19 protein-coding genes are annotated in these 24,858 nt (G+C 67.8%); 10 read left to right on the forward strand and 9 right to left on the reverse strand.

The genetic code is table 11. From position 1 onward, the window contains the following. Positions 1 to 2: 2 nt before the first annotated feature. A complete protein-coding gene (locus tag HMPREF2833_RS09670; protein WP_019309216.1) occupies positions 3 to 641 on the reverse strand; it encodes an aa3-type cytochrome oxidase subunit III in 639 nt (212 codons plus the stop codon). A 236-nt stretch (positions 642 to 877) separates the two neighbouring features. Here HMPREF2833_RS09670 and trpD point away from each other — a divergent pair, with 236 nt between their 5' ends. After that, positions 878 to 1,879, forward strand: coding sequence for an anthranilate phosphoribosyltransferase (trpD, locus tag HMPREF2833_RS09675; protein ID WP_180956189.1), 1,002 nt, complete (start codon positions 878 to 880; stop codon positions 1,877 to 1,879). Between the two features lie 85 nt (positions 1,880 to 1,964). Here trpD and HMPREF2833_RS09680 read toward each other — a convergent pair whose 3' ends face one another. From HMPREF2833_RS09680 to HMPREF2833_RS09690, 3 genes are all read right to left on the reverse strand, one after another. Next, the gene (locus HMPREF2833_RS09680) at positions 1,965 to 2,246 is read right to left on the reverse strand and encodes an Lrp/AsnC family transcriptional regulator (RefSeq protein WP_029603117.1); all 282 of its coding nucleotides are present in this window, start codon (positions 2,244 to 2,246) and stop codon (positions 1,965 to 1,967) included. Between the two features lie 102 nt (positions 2,247 to 2,348). Beyond that, entirely contained in the window at positions 2,349 to 2,789 is a 441-nt protein-coding gene (locus HMPREF2833_RS09685; protein ID WP_019309213.1) for a DUF3054 domain-containing protein, read from the reverse strand. Positions 2,790 to 3,757: 968 nt separating this feature from the next. Continuing rightward, positions 3,758 to 4,888: a YhgE/Pip domain-containing protein gene (locus HMPREF2833_RS09690; RefSeq protein ID WP_070637799.1), complete on the reverse strand. Its 1,131-nt coding sequence runs from the start codon at positions 4,886 to 4,888 to the stop codon at positions 3,758 to 3,760. 94 nt (positions 4,889 to 4,982) lie between these two features. Between HMPREF2833_RS09690 and HMPREF2833_RS09695 the strand changes: the two genes are divergently transcribed. After that, the gene (locus HMPREF2833_RS09695; RefSeq protein WP_235005061.1) at positions 4,983 to 5,624 is read left to right on the forward strand and encodes a TetR/AcrR family transcriptional regulator; all 642 of its coding nucleotides are present in this window, start codon (positions 4,983 to 4,985) and stop codon (positions 5,622 to 5,624) included. Positions 5,625 to 5,828: 204 nt separating this feature from the next. On the opposite strand, the gene glgA is transcribed toward HMPREF2833_RS09695, so the two are convergent. Further along, positions 5,829 to 7,022, reverse strand: a complete 1,194-nt coding sequence (glgA, locus tag HMPREF2833_RS09700) for a glycogen synthase (protein WP_070638525.1) — start codon at positions 7,020 to 7,022, stop codon at positions 5,829 to 5,831. A gap of 473 nt (positions 7,023 to 7,495) precedes the next feature. On the opposite strand from glgA, the gene glgC reads away from it, so the two are divergent. From glgC to HMPREF2833_RS09720, 4 genes are all read left to right on the forward strand, one after another. Next, positions 7,496 to 8,740, forward strand: coding sequence for a glucose-1-phosphate adenylyltransferase (gene glgC / locus HMPREF2833_RS09705; protein ID WP_047978853.1), 1,245 nt, complete (start codon positions 7,496 to 7,498; stop codon positions 8,738 to 8,740). Between the two features lie 63 nt (positions 8,741 to 8,803). Continuing rightward, positions 8,804 to 11,557 (forward strand): aminopeptidase N, encoded by a 2,754-nt coding sequence (gene pepN / locus HMPREF2833_RS09710; protein WP_070637801.1) that lies wholly within the window; start codon positions 8,804 to 8,806, stop codon positions 11,555 to 11,557. A 114-nt stretch (positions 11,558 to 11,671) separates the two neighbouring features. Beyond that, positions 11,672 to 12,958, forward strand: a complete 1,287-nt coding sequence (locus HMPREF2833_RS09715; RefSeq protein WP_019309207.1) for a hypothetical protein — start codon at positions 11,672 to 11,674, stop codon at positions 12,956 to 12,958. Between the two features lie 17 nt (positions 12,959 to 12,975). After that, on the forward strand, positions 12,976 to 14,673 hold the full coding sequence (locus HMPREF2833_RS09720; protein WP_070637803.1) for an ABC1 kinase family protein: 1,698 nt from the start codon (positions 12,976 to 12,978) through the stop codon (positions 14,671 to 14,673). A 172-nt stretch (positions 14,674 to 14,845) separates the two neighbouring features. Here the strand turns inward: HMPREF2833_RS09720 and HMPREF2833_RS09725 are convergent, their stop codons facing one another. Next, positions 14,846 to 15,601, reverse strand: coding sequence for a hypothetical protein (locus tag HMPREF2833_RS09725; RefSeq protein WP_070637805.1), 756 nt, complete (start codon positions 15,599 to 15,601; stop codon positions 14,846 to 14,848). A 337-nt stretch (positions 15,602 to 15,938) separates the two neighbouring features. On the opposite strand from HMPREF2833_RS09725, the gene wecB reads away from it, so the two are divergent. The 4 genes from wecB (at position 15,939) to HMPREF2833_RS09740 (ending at position 20,277) form a co-directional block, all read left to right on the forward strand. Then, the gene (gene wecB, locus HMPREF2833_RS09730) at positions 15,939 to 17,096 is read left to right on the forward strand and encodes a non-hydrolyzing UDP-N-acetylglucosamine 2-epimerase (RefSeq protein WP_070637807.1); all 1,158 of its coding nucleotides are present in this window, start codon (positions 15,939 to 15,941) and stop codon (positions 17,094 to 17,096) included. A 29-nt stretch (positions 17,097 to 17,125) separates the two neighbouring features. Next, complete coding sequence (locus HMPREF2833_RS09735) at positions 17,126 to 18,472, forward strand: UDP-glucose dehydrogenase family protein (RefSeq protein ID WP_070637808.1); 1,347 nt, start codon at positions 17,126 to 17,128, stop codon at positions 18,470 to 18,472. Between the two features lie 113 nt (positions 18,473 to 18,585). Then, positions 18,586 to 19,317 carry a hypothetical protein gene (locus HMPREF2833_RS12415; RefSeq protein WP_141756181.1) on the forward strand — a complete coding sequence of 244 codons (732 nt, stop codon included), beginning with the start codon at positions 18,586 to 18,588 and terminating at the stop codon, positions 19,315 to 19,317. 9 nt (positions 19,318 to 19,326) lie between these two features. Then, the gene (locus tag HMPREF2833_RS09740) at positions 19,327 to 20,277 is read left to right on the forward strand and encodes a hypothetical protein (protein ID WP_141756182.1); all 951 of its coding nucleotides are present in this window, start codon (positions 19,327 to 19,329) and stop codon (positions 20,275 to 20,277) included. A 70-nt stretch (positions 20,278 to 20,347) separates the two neighbouring features. Here HMPREF2833_RS09740 and HMPREF2833_RS09745 read toward each other — a convergent pair whose 3' ends face one another. Genes HMPREF2833_RS09745 through wecC form a run of 3 tightly spaced genes read right to left on the reverse strand, consistent with a single transcriptional unit; the run spans position 20,348 to position 24,832 of the window. Beyond that, entirely contained in the window at positions 20,348 to 22,573 is a 2,226-nt protein-coding gene (locus HMPREF2833_RS09745; RefSeq protein ID WP_070637812.1) for a glycosyltransferase family protein, read from the reverse strand. Next, entirely contained in the window at positions 22,570 to 23,565 is a 996-nt protein-coding gene (locus HMPREF2833_RS09750) for a hypothetical protein (RefSeq protein ID WP_070637814.1), read from the reverse strand. Before HMPREF2833_RS09750 ends, HMPREF2833_RS09745 begins: the two co-directional genes overlap by 4 nt. Positions 23,566 to 23,584: 19 nt before the next feature. Further along, the gene (gene wecC, locus HMPREF2833_RS09755) at positions 23,585 to 24,832 is read right to left on the reverse strand and encodes a UDP-N-acetyl-D-mannosamine dehydrogenase (protein WP_070637819.1); all 1,248 of its coding nucleotides are present in this window, start codon (positions 24,830 to 24,832) and stop codon (positions 23,585 to 23,587) included. Between the last annotated feature and the right edge of the window lie 26 nt (positions 24,833 to 24,858).

A 24,858-nucleotide genomic window follows, 5' to 3' on the forward strand; every position in this document is an offset into this window, starting at 1 on the left:
GACTACTTGATGAAGTAGACCAGGAAGAAGAGGACGATCCAGACCACGTCGACGAAGTGCCAGTAGTAGGACACCACGATGGCCGAGGTGGCCTCGTAGTGGCCGAAGCGCTTGGCGACGAAGGCGCGGCCGATGATGAAGAGGAATGCAATCAGACCGCCGGTCACGTGGAGCGCGTGGAAGCCGGTGGTGATGTAGAAGGCAGAGCCGTAGGCGCTGGCCGAGATGGTGACGCCCTCGGCCACCAGGGAGGCGTACTCGTAGACCTGGACGGACACGAAGACGGCGCCCATGAGGAAGGTCAGCGCGAACCACTCGGTGAGTCCCCACTTGGAGAACTGGAACAGGCCGCCGGTGCGCCGGGGCTGGAGCCGCTCGGCAGCGAACACGCCGAACTGGCACGTCACGGAACTGAGCACGAGGATCAGGGTGTTGACCGACGCCATGGGGACGTTGAGCACTTCGGTGTTCTCCGCCCACACCTCGGGTGAGGTGGCGCGCAGCGTGAAGTACATGGCAAAGAGTCCGGCGAAGAACATCACTTCGGAGGACAACCACACGATGGTGCCCACGGAGGTGAGGTTGGGGCGAGTGATGCTCGCACCCACCGGTTTGGCTGGGGTATGAGTCGCAGTTGTCACAGAGACATTATGTCGCCAAAACTTCCGGCGGACCAACCATCTGGGCCTCGGGGCTCCACCGTGTCGCAGCTTCGGGCCGGCGGGGGAGGACGGTCGGGGGCCCGCTGCACCGCGCCACCGCACAGATTGCGGGTCCCCACCGGGCGGCGGAGCGCGGTCCGCAGAACGGTAGAGTCGAACGCGTGACTACCTCCAGCAGCACCGTGACACCCGCCCAGTGGCCCGATCTCCTCACCATGCTGTCCCAGGGCAGGGACCTCTCCTGGGACCAGGCCTACTGGGCCATGGACCGCATCATGGCGGGGGAGGTCCCCGACGCCGTGATCGCGGGCTTCCTCATGGCGCTGCGGACCAAGGGGGAGAGTGTCGCCGAGCTCAACGGATTGGCGGACGCCATGGTGGCTCGCGCCCACCCCATCTCGGTGCCGGGGCCGTCCCTGGACATCGTGGGAACGGGCGGGGACAGGCTCTCGAGCGTCAACATCTCCACGATGGCGGCCCTGGTGTGCGCCGGCGCGGGCGCGCGGGTGGTCAAGCACGGCAACCGTGCGTCGTCGTCCAAGTCCGGCTCCGCAGACGTGCTGGAGGTGCTGGGCGTGCAGCTGGACATGCCCCTGGACCGGGTGCGCCGCGCGGCCACCGAGGTGGGCATCACCTTCCTCTTCGCCCAGACCTTCCACCCCTCGATGCGCTTCGCGGCCACGGCCCGCAAGTCCCTGGGCGTGGCCACCGCCTTCAACTTCCTGGGCCCCCTCACGAACCCCGCGCGGGTGCGGTCGTCCGCGATCGGGGTGGCCGACGCCGCTCTGGCACCCCTGATGGCCGGCGTGTTCCGCAACCGTGGCGACCGTGCCCTGGTGTTCCGCGGAGGCGACGGGCTCGACGAGCTCACGGTCACCGCGCCGTCGGACGTGTGGGAGGTGCGCGACGGTGAGATCCAGGAGCACTCGCTGGACCCCCTGGACCTGGACATGCCCCGCGCCACCGTGGAGGACCTGCGGGGCCGGGACGCCATCTACAACGCCGGTGTGGTGCGCGATGTGCTGGACGGGGCCCCGGGACACGTGCGGCACGCCGTGCTGCTCAACGCGGCGGCAGGGCTCGTGGCCGCGGAGGAGTCGGCCGAGGGGTCGTTCATGGACCGGTTCGCGAGTGCGCTGCGCCGTGCAGAGGAGGCCGTGGACTCCGGCGCGGCCCGGGACGTCCTGGCGCGCTGGGTGGCGTTCGCCGCCGAGTGACCCGGCCCGGGGGAGTGCGCCGCCCCGGAACGACGACGCCGCCCACCCCTGACACGGGTGGGCGGCGTTTGCGTGCGGGTGAGTCTCAGTCGTCGATGCCGAGAGAGAATGCGGCGTCGAGGTCGTGCGTGCTGTAGGTGCGGAAGGCGATGTTGGTGCTGGTGGAGACCACGCCCGGCACCTTGGAGAGCTCGTCCGCGATGACGTCGGCCAGCTGCTCGTGGCGGTCCACCCGCACCATGGCGATGAGGTCCCACTCACCGGTCACGGAGTAGACCTCGGAGACCCCGCGGATGTCGGAGACCTCCTGCGCGACCTCGGGAATGCGGTCCGAGGAGGTCTTGATCAGGACGATGGCGGTGAACATGGGGTTCCTTTCCACGGGGTCGTCCCAGCCTAGCTGGGCCGTGCGGCCGAAACGCGCCCGTGCGGGCACCGCGGATGCCGACGGGACGCATGGAGTGAGGTGTCAGCGGGAGCGCAGGTGGTGGAGCAGCGCCAGCACCAGCCGGTAGCCGATGAGGAGCACCGCCAGCGTCAGCAGGCTCACCACCACGAACGGCAGCGCCGTGCCCTGGCCGGTGAGGGTGCGCAGCACCATGCCGCCCACCTCGGCGCACAGCCACACCGAGAGGCCCGTGGGGATCACCGCAGCGGGGTGACGGGTTCCTCTGCAGGCCAGCCAGCCGAGGAGCGCGCCCACGAGGAACGGCCACGCGGTCACAAGGATTCCCGAGAGGCTCTCGCCGTGGCTCGTGCGGCCGATCCCGGCGAACACGATGACCAGCAGGAGGTCAGTGGCCAGGTACGCGGGCCACCGTTCGCCCGAGCGGTGCATCTCGGGACCGGAGGAGGTCGGGGACGTGGTGAGGGATCGGTCGGCGGTGCTGTGGGGCGAGTCGGTGTCCATGATGTCGATGCTATCGCCCGCTCACTAAGTCAAGTCTGCAGTGAAACTCAAATCAAAAGGTGCAAGGCTCACGTGAGACACGAAGAAATGGCGTGCCTGTGCAGGACGGGACATTGGGGGAGTCGCACCAACCGCCTAGCCCTCGAGGGCCCGGAGCTCCGCGCGCCGTCCGCACGGAGCAGACGCCTGTGCTGCACGCTGCGCGGTGTTGGGTGACGAGTAGACCGCATCGGCGGCCTGGGGGCCCTGGGCGTGGAAGACGGTGATCATGCAATGGGTCACAGTGGAAGCCTCTCAGCCGGTGTGCCGTGGTAATCGGTGTGCTGCGGGGCGGCGCGACGCCGCATCCACGAGACTGTGACGCCGGCCATGTGGTGGGACGCGCAGTGGGACGCAGGGTCCTGGATTCCTCGCCGAGATGCAGTGCCGACCACTGGGTCCATGGTGCGCCACGGTGGCGACTGACGGTTTGTACCAGTCCTGCGGTGATGGGGCACCGCGGGCGGTCGGCAGCGCGCGTGAGTGCGCCGTCGCCTGTGGCTCGAAGGGCCGACGGGCGAAACCGGCGCACGGTTGCGGAATGCTGGGCCGGCGTGGTGCCGCATGCGACGGGCCTCACCACGGGGGCTCCAGGTGGCGTCCAATGGGTCGTCGTTCTGGGCTGTGACCCGAGATCTCACGCTGCACCCGTACAGCCGATAATGTACATTATGTAAAGTACCGCGGAACGGACGAAGGGGAACCGTCGCCCGATGACTCCCCTTCGTCCTCTGCGTTCATCCTCTGTCCGCCCGATCACGTCCCGTCGGCCGCAGACCACCCGCTCTGGCCGCCCGCCTCGGAGCACAATGCTCAGCTGCAGGCTCCCGGTTGATCACCGTGGTCAGCGTGGTCAGCGTAGTCACCGACGGGCAGCCATTCGCGGCGGTCGCCCTCGGAGTGTTTCCCTGAGGGTGACCCAGTGCCTCTCAGGCCGCAGCCACCACCGGTTCCGACGCCCCTTCCTTGCCCGTGAGCGACGACTCGTTCCTGTGGTGGCCCAGGAATGTCAGCACGATCCCCAGAGTCACCCAGGCAATCAGTGCCCACACCTGAGCGGCGATGTTCGCCTCCGGGAAGTACGAGAGATCCCGCAGCAGTGTTCCGGACAGGCCCGGCACCAGCCACTGCCCGATCTCCCCGAACGGCGCCAGGATGAACTCCTTGGGTGAGGTCAGCGCCGAGATCGGGTTGCCGATGAACATCGTGAGGATCGCACCCACGGCCAGCCCCGCTCGTCCGATGAGTGAGCTCAACCCCACGATCACCGAGGCGGTGGCGGTGATCCCCAGCCCGATGGCGGCCCAGTTGGCCAGGAAGTTGGCCTGCAGGATTCCGAACAGCCCCTGCAGGATGGCGGCCAGCACGAAACCTCCGATGACTCCGTACAGCCCCAGTGCCAGCAGGTGCTTGCGCACCCCGGTCACCAGCGTGGAGATCAGGATGCCGCCGATCATTCCGCCCATGGTCAGGGGCAGCCCTGCGATGGCCAGCCCACTCCCCTTCGGGTCGTCCTCGGACAGCGGGACCACGCCCGTGGTGGTCACCGTGGGCGGAGTGCCAGCCTGCTGCTGCGGTGTCTGCTGGCTCAGTGCCGCCATGCCCGCGGGCCCCTTGGTCGCGGCCTCCTCGACCTTCTCGAGCGCCTCCGTGGTTCCCTCGATGACCTGCTGGTCGATGCCGCGCTGCACGGTCGTGGCCATGCCGCTGAGCATCTGTGACGCCACGGGGCTCGCCGCGCTGGCCGTGAGGAACTCGGGCTGCTCCCCCAGCACGATCCCGCCGTACACCTCGCGGGTCCTGATCCCGTTGACGGCGTCCTCCCGGTGGGCCACCGGGTGCAGGTCCAGCACGTTCTCCGGCATCTTCTCGGTCACGGCGTCGATCTGCTCCTGCGTGCCGACGATCGCCACGGGCAGGTTCGCGGTGGTCGAGGTCATCGTGGGCCAGGCGAAGGCGAGCAGCACGACGGCCACCACGCCCGAGGCGATCAGGGCCGCTCTGACGCTCTTGAGCCAGTCGGGGCGCCGTCGCGGCTGCGGGGTCTGGACGTGGGACATGACCCACCCCTTTCAAAAGGAATGATTGTTCTTGGAAAGTGTGGACCCGCTCGGCTAGGCTGTCAAGAACGATCATTCGTTTTTGGAGGTGGACGTGCCCAAGGTCACGGAAGAGCACAAGGAGCAGATGCGGCGTCGGATTCAGGACGCCGCCCTGGTCTGCATCGGGCGCAAGGGCTTCTCGGCGGTGTCCATGGCGGACATCATCGCGGAGTCGGGCCTCTCGGCCGGCGCCGTGTACGTCTACTACCGGGGCAAGGACGACCTCTTCCTGGACGCGAGCCGCGGCGTGATGCGCGACCGGCTGGGGGCTCTGGACCGCCTGCACTCCCAGAGCCCGCTCCCCCACCCGGCGCGCGCCATGGCCATGGTGGTCACGGACCTGCCGGAGGGCGCCACGTTCCCCGGTCTGCCCCTGCAGGTGTGGGGCGAGTCGGTCCGCCGCCCCGAGCTGCAGGTGGCGGCGCGCGGCATCCTCGCGGAGGCGGGCAGCCACCTGCGCCGCTACCTGAGCGCGTGGCTGCGCAGCGAGCGCGGCCTGGTGGAGGACGACGCCGATCGGCTGGCCGACCGCCTCCGTCCCGCTTTCATCGGGCTGGTCCAGGGCTACATGGTGCAGGTGAGCCTCTCAGAGGATCCGAAGCAGACGCACGAGGCCTACGTGCAGGCGGTCGAGCACCTGTTGAGCGGTGTTCTGGCCCAGCCGGGCCAGGACTCCGCGCCCGCCATGGGCTGACGAGCCCGCGGGGCAGGACGTCCTGGCACGGCAGTCCCCACGCACCGAACCTGTCGCCGGGTGAAGAACCCCCCCCCGAGCTGCCCGGTGGGCCCTGCGTCCCGGACATGAACGGACCCCGGCGCCCAGGGACCATGCGGTCCGAGGGTGCCGGGGTCCGAGCCGGGGGACGCGAGGTGCGGGTCTCCCGTGCCGGGGTGGGCGTCAGAGCACCGAGCGGTAGACCTCCAGGGTCTGCTGGGCGATGGACTCCCACGAGAAGTGCTCCTCCACGCGGCGTCGCCCGGCCTGGCCCATGCGGCGAGCGCGCTCGGGGTCGGAGACCATGTCCGTGAGGGCGGCGGCGAAGTCGTCCACGAACTTCTGGGGGTCCAGGGGCGTTCCGGTGCCGTCGGTGACCTGCTCGATGGGGACCAGGGTTCCGGTCTCGCCGTCGGCGACGACCTCGGGGATGCCGCCCGTGGCGGAGGCGACCACGGCCGCGCCGCACGCCATGGCCTCGAGGTTGACGATGCCCAGGGGCTCGTACACGGAGGGGCATGCGAAGGCGGTGGCGTGGGAGAGGATCTGGATGACCTCGCGGCGCGGCAGCATCTTCTCGATGAGCACCACGCCGTCCCGTTCGCTCTTGAGCTGCTCGATCAGGGCGTTGACCTCGGCGCCGAGCTCGGGGGTGTCGGCGGCTCCGGCGCACAGCACGAGCTGCACCTCGGGCGGCAGCTGCAGGGCGGCGCGCAGCAGGTAGGGCACACCCTTCTGACGGGTCACGCGGCCCACGAACGCGACGGAGGGCCGGGCGGGGTCGATGCCGTACTCCTCGAGCACGTCCGTGGCCTCGTCCCTGTTCCACTGGGTGACGTCGATGCCGTTGTGCACGGTGCGCACGCGCTCGGGGTCCACGGCGGGGTAGGAGCGCAGGATGTCCTGGCGCATCCCCTCGGACACGGCGATGATCGCGGCGGCGGCCTCGTAGGAGGTCTTCTCCGCGAAGGAGGACACGCGGTAGCCACCGCCGAGCTGCTCGGCCTTCCACGGGCGCAGGGGCTCCAGGGAGTGGGCGGAGAGCACGTGCGGGATGTCGTACATCAGGGAGGAGAGGTGCCCGCCCATGTTGGCGTACCACGTGTGGGAGTGCACGAGGTCCGCGCCGGCGACGTCCTGGACCATGGTGAGGTCCACGCCCAGGGTCTGCACGGCGGCGTTCGCGTCACCGAGCTCAGCGGGCACCGGGTACGCCGTGACCCGTGCCCCGTGGAAGTCCGGCTCCCGGGGTTCACCGAAGCAGCGGACGTTGAGGTCCACGAGCGGTGCGAGCACGCGGGACAGCTCGGCCACGTGCACCCCCGCTCCCCCGTAGATGGCCGGCGGGAACTCTTTGCTCAGGATGTCTACTCGCACAGTGCGAGCGTACTGCACGGCTCCCGCGCACCACAGGTGTCCCTCGGGCGACGCCGCCGGTCGCCACGGCACCGCGCGTGCGCCGTCGCTGCGCCCGCGGTCCGTGCGCCCCGGTCTGCGCGACGATGGTCGCATGACGACGGCCCGTGTCGCCGGGGTCCGCCCCGCATGCCGGTCCGAGACCACCCGGCCCCGCCCCGCACTCCCGTCCGCGGCCGAGCGACCCCGGTCCTCACCCCCGCAGGGGGTGGTGTGCGCGAGGGGCACGGGCGTCGTCGTCGTGCCACCCCGGGCAGCCGGTGCCGTGGAGACGGGCGACTGGTGCCCGGCGGGGGTGAAAAGTTGCCACGAGCTCGGGTCGGTGTTGTGTCAGCCCAGGTGGAGTGGGACACAATGACGGTGAAGACCAGATGACGTCGACGCCGCGTCGCGGCCCGCGGGCCCTGACCGTCTCGGGAAGTGGAGTGCTACGTATGTCACGACAGAAGAAGGTCCTGGCGATCGTGCTGGCCGGCGGTGAGGGCAAGCGCCTGATGCCGCTCACGGAGGACCGCGCCAAGCCCGCCGTGCCGTTCGCGGGAGGCTACCGGCTGATCGACTTCGCCCTGTCCAACCTGGTGAACTCGGGGTACCTGCAGATCGTGGTGCTCACGCAGTACAAGTCCCACTCCCTGGACCGCCACCTGTCCGAGACGTGGCGGCTGTCCACGCAGCTGGGCAACTACGTGACGTCCGTGCCGGCGCAGCAGCGCCGCGGCAAGGACTGGTTCCTGGGCTCGGCCAACGCCATCTACCAGTCCATGAACCTGATCGACGACGCCGATCCGGACATCGTGGTGGTGGTGGGCGCGGACCACGTGTACCGCATGGACTTCGCGGACATGGTGGAGAAGCACATCGAGTCCGGGGCCAAGGCCACGGTGGCCGCCGTGCGCCAGCCCATGGAGATGGTCAAGTCCTTCGGCGTGATCGAGACGGACCCGCACGATCCCGCGAAGATCGCGCGCTTCGTGGAGAAGCCGGACACCACCGCTCCCCTGCCGGACGATCCCGACTCGTTCCTGGCCTCGATGGGCAACTACGTGTTCGACCGGGACGCCCTCGTGGAGGCGCTGCGCACGGACAACGAGAAGGCGGACACCCACCACGACATGGGCGGGGACATCATGCCGTACTTCTCGCAGCGCGGGGAGGCCGTGGTCTACGACTTCACGCACAACGACGTCCCGGGCTCCACGGAGCGGGACCGGCAGTACTGGCGGGACGTGGGCACCCTGGACTCCTACTACGAGTCCCACATGGACCTGATCCGCCCGCTGCCGGTGTTCAACCTCTACAACTACGACTGGCCCATCTACACGCACCAGATCATGGCGCCTCCCGCCAGGACGGTGCGCGGACCCAACGGCCAGGCGGGCGTGGCGTTCGACTCCATCGTCTCCCCCGGCGTGCTGATCACCGGCGGGCACGTGGGCTCCTCCGTGCTCTCCCCCAAGGTCAAGGTGGAGCACGACGCCCGTGTCACCGAGTCCGTGCTGATGCAGAACGTGCAGATCGGTGCCGGTGCCACCGTGCACCGCTGCATCCTGGACAAGAACGTGGTGGTCCCCCCGGGGTTCACCGTGGGCCTGGACCGGGAGCAGGACCTCGCGCGCGGGCTCACGGTCACGGAGTCCGGTCTCACGATCGCTCCCAAGAACTACCGCTTCGAGAAGTAGGCGCACAGGGCGGGCGGTGTAGCCGTGTGACCGGCGACACCGCCCCGTGCCTACACTGGGGGCATGGGAGCCAGCCTGACCAGAGAAGAAGCAGCCACGCGTGCCGAGCAGATCCGGGTGGAGGACTACCGGGTCACGGTGGACCTCTCGGGGGCGCCGAACCCCGAGAGCACGACCTTCGGCTCGGAGGTCACGGTGCGGTTCACCGCCGAGGAGGGCGCGGAGACGTTCATCGACTTCATCCACGACACGGTCACGGAGGTGGAGCTCAACGGTGCGCTCCTGGACGTGGACGACGTGGTGGACGGGGACCGGATCCGGCTGCCCGAGCTGGGCCAGGCCAACGAGCTGCGCGTGGTCGGCCGCGCGCTCTACTCGCGCTCGGGCGAGGGCCTGCACCGCTACATCGACCCGCAGGACAGCGAGGTGTACATCTACACGCAGTACGAGCCCGCGGACTGCCGCCGGGTGTTCGCGGTGTTCGAGCAGCCGGACCTCAAGGCCGCCTTCACCTTCACGGTGCTCACCCCGCGGGACTGGATCGCGGCGTCGAACGGGGAGCTGGTGGCCTCCACCCCCACCGAGGACGGCGACGTCCCGGGTGCCGTGAGCCACGAGTTCGCGCCCACGCTGCGGATCTCCTCCTACATCACCACCATCCTGGCGGGACCGTACGCCACGGTCACGGACGAGTGGCGCGGCACTGATCCCCACGGCGAGCCCGTGACCGTTCCGCTGGCGCTGCACTGCCGGCGGGCGCTCGCCGAGCACATGGACGCCGAGGAGCTGTTCACGCTCACCAAGCAGGGCCTGGACTTCTTCCCGGAGCTGTTCGGCTTTGCGTACCCGTGGGGCAAGTACGAGCAGGCGTTCGTCCCTGAGTACAACCTGGGGGCCATGGAGAACCCGGGGATGGTCACGTTCACGGAGGACTACCTGTTCCCGTCCGGTGCCACGCGCGCCCAGCTCGCGGGGCGCGCCAACACCCTGATGCACGAGATGTCCCACATGTGGTTCGGGGACCTGGTCACCATGCAGTGGTGGGACGACCTGTGGCTGAAGGAGTCCTTCGCGGAGTTCATGGGCGCGTACGCGTGCGTGCACGCCACGCAGTACACGGACGCGTGGGTCACGTTCGCGCTGGCGCGCAAGGAGTGGGCGTACCGCCAGGACCAGCTGCGCACCACGCACCCGATCGTCGCGGACATCGTGGACCTGGAGGCCGCCCGCCAGAACTTCGACGGCATCACCTACGCCAAGGGCGCCTCGGTGCTCAAGCAGCTGGTGGCCTTCGTGGGCGAGGACGCGTTCATGGACGCGTGCCGCGCCTACTTCCGCCGTTTCGCGTTCGGCAACACCAGCCTGGACGACTTCCTCGCGGTCCTGGACGAGGCGTGCGAGCACGACGTCCGCGCGTGGGCGGACCAGTGGCTGCGCACCACGGGTGTTCCGGTGCTCGCGGTCACCGCGCCAGACGACGCCGCCGCGGGCTCCCCCGCCACGCTCACCCAGCGCGCCGAGCCCCTGCGCCCCCACGTGCTGACCGTGGGGACCTACGCCCGCACCGCCGAGGGTGCGGTGGAGAACACCGCGCGCGCGGAGGTGCGCGTGCCCGCCGAGGACCGGCCCACCGAGCTCACCGGGGTGACCGGCCCGTGGGCCACCGATGCCGCGGCGGGCGACGCGGCAGCTGGCGACGCCCGTGCCAGTGGCGCTGCCGCCGAGTCCACGATGCCTGTCGGCACCGGTCCCACCGGCGAGCCTGCGGGTGGGACGACCGACGCCGTGCTGCTGGTCAACGACACCGACCTCACCTACTGCCTGGCCCACCCGGATCCGGCGTCCCTGGCCGGGCTGGTGGAGCTCGTGGGTGAGATCACCGATCCCCTGGCCCGCGCCGTGGCGCACTCGCAGCTGTGGGCCGCGGTGCGGGACGGGCGGCTGTGCCCGCGCGAGTACGTGCTCATGGTGGTCCGCCGCTGCACCACCGAGTCCCACGCCGCGATCCTCACCACGGTCCTGGACCACGCCCGCCAGGCCCTGGGCCAGTACGTGCCCGTCACGCACCGCACCGCCACGCGCCGGGCGCTGCTCGACGCCCTGGGCTCCTCCATGCTGGCCGCGGAGCCCGGCTCGGACGCGCAGCTGATCCTGGCGCGCTCCTTCGCCCGGGAGGCCGCACGGGACGGGAAGTACGCCCGGCCCATCCAGGAGTGGCTGGGCGGTGTGCACACCGTCCCCGGTCTGGAGCTCACCCCGCAGCTGCGCTGGAGCATGCTCACCGCGGTGACCGCCACCGGGCACAGCACCGTGTCCGAGCTGGAGTCCGAGCACGCCCAGGACCCCACGCGGGACGGTCACCTGGGATACCTCGAGGCGGTCGCGGCCATGCGCTCGGACCGTTCCAAGCAGCAGGCGTGGGAGCGGATCGTCTCCGGGACGCTGTCCAACGACGAGCTCAGCGCCACCATTGCCGGCTTCCAGCTCGCGGCGCCCACCGTGCTGCGCCGCTACGAGGACGTCTACTTCGAGCAGCTCACCGCGTGGTGGGCCGGGCACTCCATGGAGATCGCCACCCGCATGGTCCGCGGGCTGTTCCCGCGCGCGGTGGACGCCCAGGCGGCGTCGTCGGGCGCGGCGGGGACTCCCACCGGGGACCCGGCGGAGGCGGCCGCGCAGCATCCCGTGGTCCGTGCCGCCCGCACGTGGCTGGACGCGCACGACGACGCTCCCGCGGCCCTGCGGCGCATCGTCACCGAGCTGCTCGACGACGCCCAGCGCGCGGTGACCCTGCAGCTGATGTACCTGTCCCGCTGAGCCGGGACCGGCCATGTCCACCGAGTGGATGAACATCGATGCACCTGGATCAACGGATAGCATGAGGGCAGATCCTGCGGCGGAGGATCTGCCAGTGCTACAGCGAGGGAGACCATGACCGATTACGCGCTCAACGACCGGGGGTCCTTGGACGTCGTCACCGAGAACTTCTACGACACCGAGATCATGAGGGTGTTCGGGGGTCTCTCCGCGGGTCGCGCGCAGACGTGGAACGGCATGGCCGCCCTCGTGCCGGAGCCGGACAACCCCTTCGACCCGCGCACCGTGTCCGTGCGCGTGGGCGAGAACAAGGTGGCCCACCTGTCCTCGGAGGACGCGCACCGCTACTGGCACCCGCTCTCCCGCGTGATCGCCTCCGGCTACACCCCCGTGGTTCCCCTGCACCTTGAGGCGGAGCTGCTGCGTCAGGACGGCGTGGCGGAGGTGGACGCGCGTGCGGTGATCGACATCGCTCCCCCGGACCTGCTGTTCCCCCTGAACACCGCCCCCGCCCAGGCGGCCGTGCTGCCCCAGGGCTCCTCGATCAAGGTGCTGGACGAGCAGGACTTCGCGGAGTACCTGCACTCGATCGTGCCCGCCTCCGGCGAGGGCCGCGTGATCCTCACGCTGGAGGTCAACAAGGTGCGCAACTCCCACGGCGTCACCGTGGACACCGTGGACGTGCTCTACGAGCGCAAGCAGGTGGGGCGGCTCTCCACGCAGATGTCCCAGCAGTTCATCCCGATCATCAACCACGCCTTCGACCACGACCTGCTCACCGCGGTGTGGGGCACCATCCGAGGGTCCTCGTTCGAGGTGTCCATGACCCTGCAGGCCGCGCGCGCCTCCGAGGTCCCGGCCCAGTGGTTCACGGAGCTGCCCAACGACGTTCCCGAGCTGCTGCCCGACGCCGAGGAGTACGAGGTCCCGCCGGCCTATGTGGCCGTGGAGTCCGACCACGGGCGCAACTCCAAGAAGTGGCGCCGGGGCTTCACCGCGGCCCACCCGGAGGCCGCGGGCTCCAGCTCCGCGGCCGCCGCGGCTCGCGGATTTGCCGCGCGTCTGCGCGGTGACGCCGGACGGGCCGAGGCCACGCGCGCGGCCACCACGACTGCCCCTGACGACGCCGCCCCCGTGCGCGCGGACGGCGGGCCCGCCGAGGTCTCCCCGTCCCCGGTGCGCACCGAGGACTCGCCACGCGCCCCCCGACCCGCCAGCGGTGCGGCGTCGCGGCTGGTGAGTGGACTGAAACCCGTGGTCACCGCGCTGCTCGTGCTCACCGCGGTCCTGGTTCTCCTGGGGATCTTCATGCTGGGTGTGGAACCATTGGTCACCACGCTCGTCCTGATCGTGGCCGTGGCCACCGGATTCATGGCCATGTACCTCCACAGAACGCTGTAAGGGGCTCGTCCACCCGTATGATTTCCCGCCGCGAACGGTTCCTCCAGATCATCGAGGTCCTCACCAAGCACGGCTTCGGCTTCGCCCTGGGCGGGCTCAAGCCCCAGTGGCGGGCTCCGCTCGCGCGGGTGAAGCTCATCGACCCGCAGACCGTCCACTCGCAGCCCGAGCACCTGCGCATGGCGCTGGAGGAGCTGGGGCCCACCTTCGTGAAGCTGGGCCAGCTGACCTCCACCCGCCCGGACCTGCTGCCGCCGGGCTACGCGGAGGAGCTGCTCAAGCTCCAGGACAACACCCCGCCCATCCCCGTGGAGCAGATCCGCGCCATGATCGAGGCCGAGCCGGACACCCAGGCGGAGGAGATCCTCACCCACATGGACCCGGACCCGGTGGCCACGGGATCCATCGGCCAGGCCCACGCGGCCACCTACCAGGGCCACCAGGTGATCGTGAAGGTGCGCCGCCCCGGGGTCACGGACGAGGTCAACCGGGACCTGGAGATCCTGCAGGACATGGCCAAGTGGGTCTCCCGCTACTGGACCGCGGCCCAGGACTACGACCTCGAGGGCATCGTGGAGGAGTTCAGCACGTCCCTGTGCGACGAGCTGGACTTCCTGCAGGAGGCCAAGAACTCCCAGCGCATGGCCGAGAACTTCACGGGCCACCCGCAGATCCACATCCCGGAGATCTTCTGGGAGGCCAGCACCTCCCGGGTGCTCACCATGGAGCGGATGTTCGGCGTCAAGATCAACGACTACGCCGCGCTCGAGGCCGAGGGCATCGACCGGCACCTGCTGGCCAAGGAGGCCACGGACGCCATCTGCAAGATGGTGTTCGAGGACGGCTTCTTCCACGCGGACCCGCACCCCGGGAACCTGTTCGTGGAGCCGGACGGCCGGATCGCGATCATCGACTTCGGCATGGTGGGCAACCTCACCGAGGAGTTCCGCGACCACCTGATCACCCTTCTGCTGGGCGTGGTGCAGGACAACCCGCGGCGCGCGGCCACCGGGCTGCTGGGACTCACGGACAGCGGCACCCACGACATCTCCAAGCGGGAGATCGAGAAGGACGTGGCGGTCATGATGCGCCGCTACGCCAACAAGCCCCTGCAGGAGGTGCGGGTGGGGGCACTCATGGCGGACCTGATCTCCGTGCTGCGCCACCACAAGCTGCAGCTGCCGCGGCAGTCGGCGCTGCTGCTGCGCATGCTCGTGACCGCGGAGTCCATGGGCACGGGCCTGGACCCGGAGTTCGACCTGGTCTCCTCGGTGCAGCCGTACGCGGAGCGGTTCATCATGCACCGCCTCTCCCCCGAGATGCTGCTCAACCGGCTGCGCGCCACGGTGGAGGACGCCGTGCAGATGGGGGTGGACGTCCCCGAGTACGTGCGCCGGCTGATCGTGGTGCTCGAGCGCGGCGGGTTCGACGTGCACCTGCGCACCGACGAGCTGGAACCGCTGTTCAAGAACGGCACCAAGATCAGCCACCAGGTGGTGGCCGGCGGCGTGATCGCCGCAACCATCAACGGCACGGCGCACATCATCGCCTCGGACCCGGAACGGTGGAAGAAGTACCACACTCCCCTCATCGTGGGAGGCATGTCCACCGTGGGGGTGCTCAGCGGCTACCTGGCGGTGTCCTCCAACGTGGACCGGGTTCGCCACCTGGCCCGGCTGCTGCGCGGCAACCGCAAGAAGAGCACGGTGCGCTGAGCGCGGGGGGCGCCCGTCCGGCGTCGTCCATGCTCTGCGTGCGGTCCGAACAGAGATGGGGTGGCGGCCCACCGGCGTGGTGCCCCCGCTCCGCGAGGTGCGTGCCCGGCGTCGCCATCCCGGGCGCTGCGCGTCCGGCAGGGCTCCCGCCGGGCGTGGCTCAGATGAGGTCCTAGACCGCGTAGGCGTTCTTGGACGAGGGCACGACCTCCCACTGCTCGGCGCGCGCGGGATCCACGCGGGCGCGGGCCCGCTCCAGGTCCTCCGTGGTCAGGTAGAACGGGCCGCCGTCCGCGAAGCGCCGGAGGTGGTCCGAGGACGGAATGACCACGCGCCGCATGTAGTCCACTCCGGCGATCCGCTTCTCCAGCGTGCAGTACGCCACCCCGGGCTGCTTCAGGTTGGCCAGGATGGCCCGTATGGACTCCTGCAGGGGAAGCGTGGGGAGGATCTCCACGGCCCGGGCCTCCACGGCCCGCAGCACCTGCCCGGCCACCAGGAACTCGTAGTACTGCCCGGAGCAGCCGCTCACGTAGCGCACCTCGAGCTCCGGGTGGTTGGCGATGAAGCACGCCAGCTCCCCGACGCTGATCATCATGTCCACGAGGCGCTCCAGGACGGCGGCCGTCCTGAGGTGGTTCTTGGCCGCCGTGCGGCCACGCATCCGGGTGGAGCGTGACACCGAGGCCCGGACCTCGATCTCGAAGGCGGAGGGGCCCATCTGCATGATGGTGAAATCGTGCTGGTAGCCCTCCAGGGCGGTGGCCGATGGCTCGAACATCTGGTGGGACAGCATCTGCAGTCCCGTGAAGCTCTCCCGCATGGTGGCCTGGGGCAGCGGCAGCTGCAGTCCACCGGCGGTGCTGTAGGTGATGAGGACCGGGATCTGCGCATTGGGGGGTACTGATCCCGGAAGTGGTGGTGCCACTGTTTCTCTCCTCGAACTCGCCTGTTCGCGTAAAGTAGGTTTTGCGCAATCTAATTGCGCTCGTGATATTCGGGTGAATGTGTCACGGGTGGCGTGGAGAAAAGTCGGGAGTTACCACGTCGTACGAACCTGCATTCGTATGCACAAAAGTGTATTCCAGCACGGCTTACCCATCTCTCCTACCCGCGCGTACATCTGTACCCTCTAAGGGGGACACGTCCACCCAGATGCTGCCGGGGATGGTCGCCCTGCTCCCATAGACTGTCGGAACGTAGGGGAAGAACGGGCACCGGCGCCTCACGGCGGGTCCCGTCTCGTCCACGGGATCCAGCAAAGGATGTATTGCGTGTTCACGATCATGCCGATCTACGGCACCCGCCCGGAGGCCATCAAGATGGCGCCGATCGTCAAGGCCCTGCAGGCCAGCCCGCAGTTCGAGTGCGTGGTCACCGTGACCGGTCAGCACCGCGAGATGCTGGACCAGGTCAACGATATCTTCGACATCACCCCTGACCACGACCTGAACATCATCCAGCCGCGCCAAACCCTCAACGGCGTGCTGACCCGCACCGTGGAGGGCCTGGACGCGATCTTCGCGGAGAACGCCCCTGACGCCGTGGTGGTCCAGGGAGACACCACCACCTCCACCGCGGGTGCGATCGCCGCTTTCTACCGCGGCATTCCCGTGATCCACGCCGAGGCCGGGCTGCGGTCCTTCGACCTCTTCTCCCCCTTCCCGGAGGAGGCCAACCGCAAGATGACCTCCCAGATCACCTCCCTGCACCTGGCCCCCACCAGCACTTCCAAGGAGAACCTGCTGCGGGAGGCGCTGCCTGAGGAGGACATCGTGGTCACGGGCAACACCGTCATCGACGCGCTGCTGCACACCGTGGAGCAGAAGCTTCCGTTCTCGGACCCGCAGCTCGAGGAGATTGCCTCCTCCGGCCGGCGCGTGCTGCTGGTGACCACGCACCGTCGTGAGAACCAGGGCGAGGCGATGCGCGGCGTCGGGCGCGCACTGGCCAGGATCGCGCAGGCGGAGCCGGAGCTGACCATCGTGCTGCCCGTGCACCGCAATCCCGTGGTGCGCGAGGCCGTGCTGCCCGCCATCGAGGGGCTGCCCAACGTGGTGGTCACCGAACCGCTGGCCTACGGCGAGTTCACCCGCATGCTCTCCGTGGCCCACGTGGTCCTCACGGACTCCGGCGGGGTCCAGGAGGAGGCGCCGTCCCTGGGCAAGCCCGTGCTCGTGATGCGCGAGAACACCGAGCGCCCCGAGGCCGTGACCGCCGGGACCGTCACGCTCATCGGCACGGACGAGGAGCGGATCGTCACCGAGGTGGACCGGCTGCTCAACGACGACGCCGCCTACCGCGCGATGGCCAACGCCGTGAACCCCTACGGTGACGGCAGGGCCGCCGAGCGCACCCTGGCCGCGATCGAGCAGATGTTCGGCGTGGGGCAGCGGATCGCGGACTTCGACTCGCAGGCCTGAGCCGCCCCTCCCTCCGAAAGGACTGCTCCATGCGCATGACGGTGATCGGCACGGGCTACCTGGGCGCAACGCACGCGGTGGCCATGGCGGAGCTGGGCCACGAGGTGCTGGGCGTGGACGTGGACCGCGCCAAGATCGACAAGCTCGCGGCCGGTGAGGTCCCGTTCCACGAACCAGGTCTGCCAGAGCTGCTGAGGAAGCACGTGGCCACGGGCGCGGTGCGCTTCACCACCTCCTACGAGGAGGCCGGGGCGTTCGGGGACGTCCACTTCATCGGGGTGGGCACTCCGCAGAAGCGCACCGGTCACGCGGCGGACATGACCTACGTGGACGCCGCTGTGGAGCAGATCGCGCGGGCCGCGGACCACGACTGCGTGATCGCGGGCAAGTCCACCGTTCCGGTCGGATCGGCGGGGCGCCTGCAGGAGGCGGCCCGGGCGGCGTCGCGCTCCGGGGTGACGGTGGATCTCGCCTGGAACCCGGAGTTCCTGCGCGAGGGGCACGCGGTGGAGGACACTCTGCGCCCGGACCGCATGGTGCTGGGCGTGGAGCACGATGACGCCGGCCGGCCCACCCCGGGTGCCGAACGCGCCGAGACCGCTCTGCGCGAGGCCTACGCGCAGCAGCTGGCCGCGGACACACCGTTCATCGTGACCGACTACCAGACGGCGGAGCTCGTGAAGGTGGCGGCCAACAGCTTCCTGGCCACGAAGATCAGCTTCATCAACGCGCTGTCCGAGATCACGGAGACCGTGGGCGGGGACATCCGCACGCTGGCTGACGCCATCGGGCTGGACGACCGCATCGGACGCAAGTTCCTCAACGCCGGGGTGGGCTTCGGCGGTGGGTGCCTGCCCAAGGACATCCGCGCGCTGCGTGCCCGGGCCTCGGAGCTGGGGCTGGACCAGTCACTGCGGTTCCTGGCGGAGGTGGACGACATCAACCTGCGCCGCCGCGAGCACACCGTGCAGCTGGCCGTGCAGGAGTGCGGCGGATCGGTGCACGGCGCGCGGATCGCAGTGCTCGGAGCCGCTTTCAAACCCGAGTCCGACGACGTCCGGGACTCCCCCGCCCTGGACATCGCCGCCCGCCTGCACTCCATGGGTGCGGACGTGCGCCTCTACGACCCCCAGGCCAACGCCAACGCCGCCCAGCGCTACCCCCGCCTGGACTACGTCGACTCGCTCGACGCCGCCGTGGCCGGCGCGCAGGTGACCCTGCTGCTCACCGAGTGGCGGGAGTTCAGGGACATGGACCCCCTCCGTGTCGCCTCGCTTGTGGCAACACCCACGGTCGTCGATGGGCGAAACGTGCTGGATCCCGACGCCTGGCGGGATGCCGGGTGGCGGTATCTGGCGCTGGGGCGGCGGGGCTAGTGAGCTGGGCCCTCGGCTGACCGCCCGCGACCGTTGCGGGATCCGTCCCTTTCCCCTCGACTCCATGGAGACCACCAGTGAATTCCGTGCAGACAGATAGAAGCCTGCGCAGCATGCCCATCACTTTCCAGCATGCGCAGCGCGACAATCCAGAGGGACTCATCGTGTTCATGCCCTCGGCAGTGACAGCAGCACGACGGGCTACTGGTATGAGAACGTTCAGCCGATTCTCGTGGGCTGACGACTTTCCACGTCACGATGTCTTGGCCCTTCTCGACCCGGCACTGCCCGACCATCCAGGCATTACAGGCGCATGGTTCGTGCATCCGAACATTGACGTGGTGCACTTGATAGCCAACTTCGTGACAAAAACAGCCGCCAGCCGCGGGATCAACGAGGATGACATCTTCTTCTACGGGTCGTCGCTTGGTGGCTTTGGTGCCATTGCCGTCGCAAGTCGAATCCCTGGTTCACAGGCAGTCGCCGAGGTGCCCCAGGTAGACGTGGGTGACTGGGTGCCCGAGTCCATACAAGCAATCGAGGACATCATTCTGGGTGACTCTCTTGCCTCTCTGCGCCAGAAGTTCCCAGAGCGTCTGAATCTGCTCGCCAGGATCAAACACAGTGGCCACGTTCCGCAATTTTTTCTGGTGACGAACACATTCGACAGTCAGTTTGGCAAACAAACCCAGTTCTTCAGAGAACTAGCCGAACTCTCCACCCCCCCCCCGCACGGGGTTCGGCGAACTCATCGTCACCCAACGCGTCAAGGGGCACGCAGCATTGCCCCGGGACATCGTGACCGAAGTACTCTTCCCAACTCTGCAACTCTTCAGGAAAAGTGAACCCATCTAGTGCACCACACCCCCCGTTTCATCACTGACGCGCAGGGCACCGGATCGTTGCCCATGCAACGAATCGCCGCCTCAGGAGGCGCGGAGGTATGGGTGCGTGCCGCCAGTGGTGTGATCCCGCTGTATCTGCACCCGAAAGGTGATCTGCTCGGTTCCCCCGCCCAGCTCCTCGTGCTGCTGAACGGGGCAGTGGATCTGTCGGTCAGCGGTGGCCGACCCGTGTTCCAGCGCTCCACGTGGGCCGAGGATTTTCCGGTCCACGTGGTGAACGTCTGCGATCCTGGCACCGTGGGGCCTAACGCGCTCCCACTGGCATGGGGGCAGGTTGACACGGGGAACTGGATTGTTCCGGACGTGCTTCACGCGCTCCGGGTGATGTCCGAGTCGTTGGGTGTTCAGGGCCCTGAGGGCAGGACGTACTTCGGTTCATCCGCCGGAGGCTTTTTAGCCACCCAGATGGCCGTGCACGATATAGGCGCTCGGGCCGTGGTGAACAATGCGCAGGTAGATTGGACCCGGTGGATGGCACCCGCGGTCAAACTCGCCACGCAGAGATTGTTCGGCGGAATGTATCCCAAGACGATCAGAACGAAGCTCGCCACGCGGGCAAACTTTCTGGACGCAATCGTGGAACGCGGCCATCCTCAGAACCTCGAGTACTGGGTGAATATCGAGTCTCGGCACGACCGGACCGTTGATCTGCCGCAGATTCGCGACTTCATCCGGCGTCACCCCGAACTGTCGAAGAACTTCCTCATCCGCGTCTACACGGATGCGATAGCTGGCCACAACCCACTGGACAGGAAGACCACGGTTCGTCTGCTCAACGGATCCCTGGCGGCACAGCACTGCGAGGAGGAGTCAATGGACCACACACTGAGGTTCGATGAACCCCACCGGTCCGAATCCCTCGCTGTGCTGGATGGGATTGTCCCACAGGCCTCACCCTGACCCGCGAGGCGGCAGTCCTTGTGGCGGAGCATCTGATCTCACCGGCTCCATGGAACCGGTGGCGTCGTCGTCAAACCGTTGCGGTCCCCCGACTGTCGGTCAGCACCTCCTGCCACTGCGGATAGACCGTCATGATGTCCCATCCTCTGGCCCTGCTCATGGCGGCCCCCGACTGTTCCGCTCGAACGGCCGGGTCCTGCAACGCCATGACCGCGTCGCGCATGGGGGCACCAGATGCATAGATGTTCTCTGCGCCGAAAATGGCGTCGGCACCGGCTCGTGACCAGACCACGGGCACAGACCCGGAGGCCATGCCCTCGGCGCAGGCCAGGTGGAAGCTCTCGAAGGCACTGGGCGAGAGGATGACGCCGATTTTCCTGAGCCAAGAGCCAATGTCGGCGCCGAAGGGCTCGAAGACCACACCGCGTCTCAGCGACTCCGATTCCCGAATGCGCCGGAAGAAGTCCAGGTACAGTTGCTGCTGAAGAGGTTTCTTCCACTCGTGGGGATACTCCCACGGCATCCGTCCTCGCAGGTGCAGGACGTACCGCTCGTCAGTGGCTCGAAGATCCTCCAGAAGATCAAGAGCGCGGTCGGGTCGCTTGACGAAGGGGACGATGCCCAGGACGCCGAGATGGAACTGCGATCCCGAAAACTTGGCCCGGTGGAGGTCTGCGCAGTCGAGCGTATTGGGGATGATCCGGGCCGGTGTTGAGCGCAGAGCGGGTACGATCCGCTCGGAATCCTCGCGCTGCAGATCTGACACGTAGATCATGGTGTTGATGGCGGTGTAGTCAATCCGTGGCATCCACGCGCCGTTGACCTCGAAACGGTGCAGGCGAACCACGAGCTTCTGGTCGTTCCGCTTGTTGTGGCTGTACCACTCGACATTAGGCCCACACCACTCGCATAGGATGACGTCCGCCCACTCCAGCAATTGCTTGCTGCGCTTCTCGTCGTGCGTATGCAGCGTTCTCCAAACGTCTAGCTGCACCTCGAAACGGGCGTCTGAGCGCAGCTGGGAGAGGATCTCCCCCATGAACTTGAAGTCGTGAGATGCTACAACCACTCGAGTCCGCTGGTCCGATGCTCCCCCAACCCCGCTCGCCTCAGCTGGACGCAGAACGCCAGCACGGCCAAACGCCCTGGAGAGACGCTCGACAGTTGCCGACACGGAATAGTGGCCGGCCGCGGCGCGCACCCGTTGCACCGTGGCCGGGCGGTCCCCGTTGCTCTCGAACTTCGTGATCGCACGGACGACCTCATCGACAGTGGAGTCCTCGAGAAATAGGGGGTAGTCCTGACCGAGCAGTTCCTCGTGGATGGCGTTGCGGTTGACCACTGGGAGAACGCCCACAGCGCAGTATTCAAGGAGCTTGGTGGACAGCTCCAGGGACGCATTCAACTCGCGTGTACGCCATCCCAGCCCGTAGTCAGCGGATGCCACCGCTTCAAGAGCGGCGTCGCGTGTCATGCCCCCGAGCCACTCGACCCCTGAGGCGGGGGCGTTCGCAGCCTCCTCCAAGTCGTATCGCATGCGCACATGCCATGCAGCGTCCGAATGGTCTTTCTGGAACTTGTCTCCGATCATCCGCAAGTCGGCAGTAATCCCGCGCTCTCGCAGTCGCGAAGGCAACGCGATCATCTCTCGGGTGAGCCACGGCTTTGCGAACTTCCCGTTGTAGACCACGTGGGTGATCTCTCCGTCCCGCTTCACGGGGTGCCCCGATTCATCCTCGGCGAAGAACTCGTCGGGAATCATGGGATTAAGTAGGACACACTTTCCAGCCGCCTCCGGTGCAATGGCTTCCAGGTAGGAACGAGACTCCTCCGTCTGGCAGAAGAGACGCATGCACCGTCGGGAAATCTGCTGAAGTCGGTCGAGGGAGGTCTTAGATATTTTCGTCAGGGGATACGGCAGGTCGGTAACGTATGCCCAGAGCCTGTTCGCCACTGTCGGGTGGTAGATGGCGCGGAAGCACGCTTCCCCGCCACGCACGACAATGACGTCGGGGGCGTACTCCGCGGTGAGGTCAACAATGGTCCTAACGGCATCGTCCGGAGAGAGTGGTAAAGACTTCTCATCGGCGGTCTCCGGAATGACCGTGATTACCCCAGTGAGGCTCTGCAGTCGATTATACAGACGCTGGTCGCGGGGTTCGTCCTTCAAGGGAACAATCACGCGGCTGAATATGCGGCTCAACGTTTCAGCCATCGAGATCAGCCAGATGGAGGAGCCGTCGACGATGTTGGGGGAAACATCACCGTACAAGATCGCGGTGCCCTGAATGCTCATGCGTTTGTGCGCTCTCTCATGTAAGCGTTTAGCCGTGCAATAACTGGTAGATTTTCGTCACCGGTCCAACCGAACAGCGCACTCGACGCGGAGCTCTGATCGATGACCACATCGCACAGGGCAGCGAGATCGTTGCTGAAGATGGCCTGACAGTGGTCGTCAGCAAGGAGCACGAGCACTGTCCCGTTGGAGTGCGCCTGCCGCAGAAGATGACGGAGGGCGTCGTACCTTCGGGTGCTGGCTGCCGTGAGAGCAAGATCCCACGCGCCGCAGTGGAACTGGCTCGTCTCCATGATGAACCACGAGGCCTCCGGCGCCACTGTGAGGTGGGAGGGGGACATGGGCGACACGGTGCACACGTGACGCAGGTGCTTGAGCAACTGGTCGGACCCGATGACGTGCGCCAAGGGCGGGAGAGCGTGCTCGTCCGGCGTGAGGAGCTGGGCCAGAAGATGCTCCCGCCGAGGGTCGCTTTCGACCGAAGCCGCGTAGCGGCCTATAGCTGCGCCCCTGGATGCCGACTGGGCGGTTGCAGCGATGCCGTTGGGACGGTGCAGTTCCAGACTGCTTCGCGTGGGGGCGTTGGGAACACCCTCGAGTTGCTGCTGACTGACCTGGAGACTCTCGAGTGCCTCACGCGCTCGAGAAATCTCTCGGATCACGGGCTGAAGGTCGCGCGTGCGCACCAGGGCAGATTCGCGCCTCCCATCATCGCGCGTCCGGTACTCAGTAGTGCTCGTGTACCGAAGCAATTTGTACTTATCGTCCTGGGTAAAGACTGGGGGTTCGACCGAGACCGGACTCGCGGGCCGCTCCTGCGTACTGGAGAGCGTTACAGCGGAAACCACGAGGCACACACCCGCCGACACAAGCGCCGTAGCGAGGACCGTCCCGATGTCCGTCGTGAAAGACAGGGCCACCAGCCCCAGCAGGTAGGCGATGAACCCCAGTACGACCAGTTGGCGGCGGTAACCGTGCCGGCGGATGCGCATGTTCACTCCCTTGTGGCGCTCAGCGCCACAGCCCCTTGGTGTCCACCACGGCCTTGCCCTTCAGAGCGGTGGCCGGCAGTGCCTTGAACTCGTCGTGGTCCACGAGCAGCAGGACCACGTCCGCGCGCTCGATGGCGTCCTGGTACTCGGCGAACTCCACGTTGGACAGGCCCTGGAGGGCCTTGGGCAGCTCGGAGACGTTCGGCTCCACCGCGAGGACGGTCGCGTGGCTGACGTGCTCCGCGAGGTCCTTGGTGATGTTCATGGCAGGGGACTCGCGCAGGTCGTCAATGTTTGCCTTGAACGCGAGGCCGAGAGCCGCGATCACCGGGGAGTCGATGTGCGAGCAGGCCTCCTCGACCTGGCCGATGACCCACTTGGGCTTGCCGTCGTTGACCTCGCGCGCGGTGCGGATCAGGTTGGAGTTCTCGCGGTCCGCCGCCACGATGAACCAGGGGTCCACCGCGATGCAGTGCCCGCCCACGCCGGGGCCCGGCTGCAGGATGTTCACGCGGGGGTGGTGGTTGGCGAGCTCGATGAGTTCCCACACGTCGATCCCCAGGTTGTCGGCGATCAGCGAGAGCTCGTTGGCGAAGGCAATGTTCACGTCCCGGAAGCTGTTCTCCGTGAGCTTGGACATCTCCGCCGTGACGTCGTCCGTTTCCAGCAGCTCGCCCTTGCAGAAAGACGCGTACACCTCGCGGGCGCGGCGTGCGGCCTCCGGGGTGCGGCCGCCGATGATGCGGTCGTTGGTGATGAGCTCCTCGAGCGCCTTGCCGGGCAGGATGCGCTCGGGGCAGTAGGCGAAGTGCACCACGGGCTTGCCGTCCTCCCCGTCCAGGGAAAGATCCGGGCGCAGCTCCATGATCTTGGCGGCGAGCTTCTGGGTGGTGCGCGGCGGGGAGGTGGACTCCAGGATCACGGTCTCGTCACCGTGCAGCTGCGGGGCGATCGACTCGGCCGCGGACATGATGTAGGAGAGATCGCCCTCGTAGTTCTCCTTGAAGGGCGTGGGCACGGCGATCACGAACGCGTCCCCGTGCTGCATCTCCGTGGTGGCGGTGAGCTGGCCGCTGTTGACAGCCTTCTGCAGCTCCTCCTCCAGCCCGGGCTCCACGATGGTGACCTCACCACGCTGGATGCGCTCCACCGCGGAGGCGTTCACGTCCACGCCGTGCACACGCACACCGTGATTGGCCATCACCACGGCGGTGGGGAGTCCGATGTACCCCAGGCCCACGAACACGACTTCCAGCGGCTTGCTCATCTACGCACCTCACACAACGGGTGGCG

Origin of the sequence: Kocuria sp. HMSC066H03 (assembly GCF_001812045.1) — a bacterium.
GTDB classification, from domain to species: Bacteria; Actinomycetota; Actinomycetes; order Actinomycetales; family Micrococcaceae; genus Kocuria; species Kocuria rhizophila.